Source organism: Neobacillus drentensis, from assembly GCF_036962765.1.
In the GTDB taxonomy this organism is placed as follows: Bacteria; Bacillota; Bacilli; order Bacillales; family Cytobacillaceae; genus Neobacillus; species Neobacillus drentensis_C.
Genome location: NZ_JBALOS010000006.1, coordinates 1 through 4,434 on the forward strand (window position 1 = coordinate 1; position 4,434 = coordinate 4,434).

At 35.2% G+C, this 4,434-nt stretch carries 4 protein-coding genes; 1 reads left to right on the forward strand and 3 read right to left on the reverse strand.

The annotated features are described in order from the left end of the window. Both V7137_RS01720 and V7137_RS01725 read right to left on the reverse strand, forming a co-directional pair. Positions 1–1,292, reverse strand: a 1,292-nt coding sequence (locus V7137_RS01720) for a L,D-transpeptidase family protein (protein ID WP_335696475.1), incomplete at its 3' end; no start/stop codon positions are given. Positions 1,293–1,431: 139 nt separating this feature from the next. After that, entirely contained in the window at positions 1,432–1,575 is a 144-nt protein-coding gene (locus V7137_RS01725) for a hypothetical protein (RefSeq protein ID WP_335696476.1), read from the reverse strand. Between the two features lie 610 nt (positions 1,576–2,185). On the opposite strand from V7137_RS01725, the gene V7137_RS30875 reads away from it, so the two are divergent. After that, complete coding sequence (locus V7137_RS30875; protein ID WP_438825612.1) at positions 2,186–2,470, forward strand: response regulator transcription factor; 285 nt, start codon at positions 2,186–2,188, stop codon at positions 2,468–2,470. 291 nt (positions 2,471–2,761) lie between these two features. Here the strand turns inward: V7137_RS30875 and V7137_RS01735 are convergent. After that, positions 2,762–4,434, reverse strand: a 1,673-nt coding sequence (locus V7137_RS01735; RefSeq protein ID WP_335696478.1) for an ABC transporter substrate-binding protein, incomplete at its 5' end; no start/stop codon positions are given.

Here is a 4,434-nt window from a genome sequence, read left to right on the forward strand (position 1 = left end):
CTATTCGTAAAAGGAACCCAATAATCTACTTTTATGGTGTAATCCGAACTTCCTGCTCTACTGCCTTTGAGTATATATGGTGATCGTTTATAGAGGATATACCACACTCCTGGTGATGTATCTTCACCGGTGCTGTGTTTGCCTGTCACGACATTCGTTGTGACGACTAATTTCCCCTTTTTGTAAATCCAAATTCGCTGTTCAGCAATGGACACTTCAGCATACGTTTTGCCGATGCCATGTTTTGTTGTCGTTTCATAACCGTAGCCTTCATTACTCCAGCCATGTCCGATAATATTAGAAGCAGAAATTGATTTCACTTCTTTCTCAAAAGCTGCCTGAATCTGTTTTGTTTCTTTGTCCACATCTAATGCCCAACCATAGCCTTGTCCTTTTACTGATATGACAGAACCTGAATGGGTCTTAAATGTGAAATTTTTATTTAAAGTGGATTTAGCATCATTAATCTCAGCAATCTTATTCTTAATGTCATCCAAGTCAATTATAATCTTCATATCTTTTGACACAGAGGCATTTTTGATTAAAACGCTGGCTTTTAAAGTATACACTTTATCCTGTACCTTATAATCGACGGTTCGATGAAGGAGTTCCTGCAGCTTTTTCACTTTATTTTTTACAATAGTACTGTCTTTTTTGATTGGCTGTATGTACACAGGATTCAGACGGATTTCACTAGTATATTCCTGCTTCACGTAGGCCTTTAATAGACTGGCGATATCATACTGCTCCCCGCTAATGCTTTTAGAGACGACAATTTTACCTTGTTCCAAATGAGCCTCCGCATCTTGTGCCACTTTAAAAGTCATATTCATAGATAAAAGCTTTTCTTCAACTTTTTTTTTCATCGTCTGGCTTCGATACTGATCTAGTTTGCTTGGCATTAACGAATAATTCTTTGTCTTTGAGGAAGAAAAAAACGTCCGCTGGCTTCTTAATAATTTTTTGACACCTGGCAGATCTTTATCCGTAAATCCAATCTTTGTATCTTTTTCATCTAAAATTTGTAGTTGTCCGACATAGACTTCATTTTTTAATACAGATGTTTTTAATTTTTTTAGTGCCTGATCAGCATTCAGTCCACTGACTTTTATGCCATTAATCTTGATTTGTTCATTAAAGTGATTTGCCTGATAAAAACGGATTGCGGCAAATATGAGTGCAATAATAATGAAGATACTTGTTGTAATAAACATCCTTTTTACAAACCATTTAAATGAGTTTACCCGTTGTTTATGAATTTCTTCCCTTGTTTCTTTTAATGTACTTCCCATAAAGACTCCCCCCATAACCTGATCATCCGGCTATCAACATTCTTTTAATGTTATATAAATAGGAGGTTTATTCTTGAATAAAAAATAGGGTTTTCCGAACCAGAGTTAAAGAATGGGATTGCACCTTTTTCTTGTTCAGCTAACGGGGTAGTTTAGTTGAGTAAGGAAAAAAAAGAATCGCACCCGTTACTAAAGCTACACGTCCTTGTACCATCCATTTCATATCATTATTCTCATTTCGATGTTTGGAAACCATTACCTTAACCGTCTTCTCGAAATTCAAACAATAAACTCCCGTCCAGAATATTATAATAAAATAAAAGATCGGACAATTACCTGAAAGGATGACAACCCCCGAGTTAGTTCTTTTGATAAAGGATTAATCCTATGATTATCACTCTAACGGGTGGTTGTCCTCTTCTATAAAATTGTTTAAAATCAAAATTAACTTCGCTAAATCAAAATTTAAGTAATAACTTGAACGGAGGTGATTTAAATTGCAAAAGAATTGGGCTTATCTATTAGATTTATNNGGATTTGCGGGACTAATTTACGATTCACAAGGAAACGAACTATTTCCAATTATTAATTATTGTCATGCACATCAGAAGACAATGGAATTCTCTGGCGACAATGTGCACCAAGAATTTTGCCTCCCAATTATCCAGCAATTTAAATCATTAACAGATCCAGTTGTTTTAAGAGCGAAAATTATTCTTCGACCAAATATCATTCTGTATCCGTTTACGGTCGATAATCAGAAATACTTTTTGTTTACAGGATTTTTTTTATGCGAAGGTGAAAAAGAATGGCTTCTTGAGAATACGAAGGAAACTCCTTGGAGGTTTTATTTAGATACATTGGAAACGTTCACACATGCTGAAGAACAGAATATGATTAATGAAATCGGCAGGTTGCTTCAACTGTTAACAAATCAAGGAAGCCTAAGTCCATTAGAGGCAGTTTCCGACCAGACTAATGAAACTCTCACAGAACGCGAGAATCAAGTATTTATACTCTTAGTAAGGGGATTGACCAATAAAGAGATTGCCAGCAGCTTATTTATTAGCGAAAACACAGTGAAGTCCCATGTACGGAAACTATTGCAAAAGAAAAAAGTGGATGATCGACGTAAACTGATTATCCTGCATACTGAAAATGATCCGTCCATTACTTGAAATTCGATTTAAGCGACATTATGGTTGGTTATTACAAACATTGTATTTTAAGTAGATTTTAAAATCGTTTACATGAGAGTAATCATCTAGGAATTTCTTTGGACTTAACCCTTTGGATGATAACAGTTGAGCAGTTGCTTAATGAATAAAAATTGGTATTCTTTTTAAAATATTCGTTTCTATTCTATTCTGATCATCTACTAAAACGAAACATATACATCAGGAGGAAAATAAATGACCCCAGTTTAGTACCGAGGTCAGCTTTATTGCAGCATATTCTCTTTTCTTAAATTATTTTTCTATTTCCCAATTTTGCACATCATAGAACATTCCAAATTGTTTTGGTGTTCCTACTTTTACTTTTTTGGAAACCGCCCCCATTTGATGTTCCGTATAAATGGTTAAGGTTGGCAGGTCGTTATGCAAAATTTCTTGTGCTTTATTATAGATTACTTTCCTGTTTTCAGGGTTTGGTTCTGATGCGCCTTGTGATAATAATTGATCCATTTCCGGATTACTATAACCTGCAAAATTATAAGCAGCATTGGTAACATAATAGGAACTAATATCTGGATCAATTTGGTAAGGGATTCCAAGGAACATTAAATCAAAATCATGCTTCGCAGCTTTTTGTATATACGTAGAGAAATCGTACTTTTGAATTTGTACTTTTAGGCCGACTGCACGAAGGTTTTCAGAAATAATCACTGCTGCTTGTTCACGAACCTGGTTTCCAACAGGAACATTAAGTCGAATGGGTTTACTCTTATCCCATCCAGATTCTTCTATCAATTCCTTCGCCTTTTTGGAATCATATTCATAATTCTTAATGCTTTTATCTAAATATGGATGCGGAAGTGTATATGCTCCATCAATAATATCTGATTTCCCTTTTAACAGTTTCTCAACAATTTGAGGCCGGTTAATGGCATAAGCAATGGCTTGACGCATTTTTGGTTCAGAAATGGTTTTCATATTAAAGTATATCTCTTGATAATCATATCCTTTTCCTTCAACTGACTGAACATTGGCCATATTTTTCACTTTTTCATAATCTTGAATAGCAATGGGACCTACAGCAGGATAATTCAAATGAATTTCACCTGTTTGAAGCTGAGCCGTTAAATTAGCCGAAGGCACAACTTTAAAGAAAAGCTTCTCAGTCTTTGGAGCACCACGGTAATAGCTAGGATTAGCCTTAAGTTCTACCAGTGTTTCTGGGCTGAAATTTTTAAGCGTATAGGCACCATCCGTTACAGTTGGTTTTAACAAATTTGGATTTTGATGAAGAGTAGCAGGATCTTTGTCTTTAAGGATATGACTAGGGATTGTCCGAATATTGACTAAACAGCCTTTAATGTAGTTTGGATCTACCGGTTTTTTTGTATGAATGACAAATGTTTTGTCATCAACAATTTCAATACCCTTAACACTAGTTTCTCCTTTAGTCAGTACACCATTTTCATCTAATCCATCAATAACATGAAGGTTTTTCAAGCCGATGCTTTGAACTTTAGGATTCGCCATGGTGTCAAAAGTAAATTTAACGTCTTCAGTAGTAACTGGCTTTCCATCCGTCCACGTTGCCTTTGGATTAATTTTTATGGTAAACGCTTGGTTATCCTTTGTTTCAAAGCTCTCAGCTAATTTAGGCAAATATTCCATTGATTCGCTTTCTTCAAAGAAAGGGTCAAATAAAATGGATGAAATCGTCCATGCTCCCTGATCACGTGCATTAATCGGATTAATGGTACCTAATGCATTAGATATTCCCACAACAATGGTATCACCTTGACTTGATGATCCATTTTCCTTGCCTTTTTCCGTTAGTGTAGAGGATGATTCATCAGCACCTGTACATGCACTTAGGAATAATAGCAAAGCAATCGAAAAAATGGTACAAACCTTTAATTTAACTTTTTTCATCATTTGCCCTCTTTTCTTTATTAAAGGCTCTGTTAAAC